Here is a 1,222-nt window from a genome sequence, read left to right as displayed (position 1 = left end):
CCCACCATAACATGCTGGCAACTAAACATAGGGGTTGCGCTCGTTGCGGGACTTAACCCAACACCTCACGGCACGAGCTGACGACAGCCATGCAGCACCTAGTTTCGTGTCCCGAAGGAATGATGCGTCTCTGCATCAAGCACTAACTTTCAAGCCCGGGTAAGGTTCCTCGCGTATCATCGAATTAAACCACATGCTCCTCCGCTTGTGCGGGCCCCCGTCAATTCCTTTGAGTTTCAATCTTGCGACCGTACTCCCCAGGTGGATAACTTAACGCTTTCGCTAAGACGCTAACAGTATATCGCTAACATCGAGTTATCATCGTTTAGGGCGTGGACTACCAGGGTATCTAATCCTGTTTGATCCCCACGCTTTCGTGCATCAGCGTCAATAATGACCTAGACAGCTGCCTTCGCAATCGGAGTTCTGAGACATATCTATGCATTTCACCGCTACTTGTCTCATTCCGCCATCTTCGTCCACATTCAAGCTAACCAGTATCAAAAGCACTGCGACAGTTGAGCTGCCGTATTTCACTCCTGACTTAATTAGCCGCCTACGCACCCTTTAAACCCAATAAATCCGGATAACGCTTGGATCCTCCGTATTACCGCGGCTGCTGGCACGGAGTTAGCCGATCCTTATTCTTACAGTACATTCAGCTAGGTACACGTACCTAGGTTTATTCCCGTATAAAAGCAGTTTACAACCCATAGGGCAGTCATCCTGCACGCGGCATGGCTGGTTCAGAGTTCCCTCCATTGACCAATATTCCTTACTGCTGCCTCCCGTAGGAGTCTGGTCCGTGTCTCAGTACCAGTGTGGGGGATTCTCCTCTCAGAGCCCCTAGACATCGAAGCCTTGGTAAGCCGTTACCTTACCAACTAGCTAATGTCACGCGAGCCCATCCATATCCTATAAATATTTGATTAATAAATGATGCCACTTACTAATGTTATGCGGTGTTAATCCGACTTTCGCCGGGCTATCCCCCTGATATGGGTAGGTTGCTCACGCGTTACGCACCCGTACGCCACTCTCATTAATCTAAAGCAAGCTTCAGATTAAATCCCGTTCGACTTGCATGTATTAGGCCTGCCGCTAGCGTTCATCCTGAGCCAGGATCAAACTCTCCATTGTAAAAATGAATTGTTGACACCTAACTATTTATAAAATAATTAGAATCGTCTGTTATTTCTGATCTATTGACTAGGTTGTTTTT

General features: G+C 47.7%; 1 rRNA gene (cut by a window edge). It reads right to left on the bottom strand.

Annotated features, from left to right (window positions below):
- Positions 1 to 1,140 (bottom strand): 16S ribosomal RNA (locus tag ORI89_RS18950) (it extends 489 nt beyond the left edge of the window).
- Between the last annotated feature and the right edge of the window lie 82 nt (positions 1,141 to 1,222).

The organism is Sphingobacterium sp. UT-1RO-CII-1, from assembly GCF_026711005.1.
Lineage (GTDB): Bacteria > Bacteroidota > Bacteroidia > Sphingobacteriales > Sphingobacteriaceae > Sphingobacterium.
The sequence above is the reverse complement of the archived record's forward strand: the minus strand, read 5'-3'. Positions and strand labels throughout refer to the sequence as shown.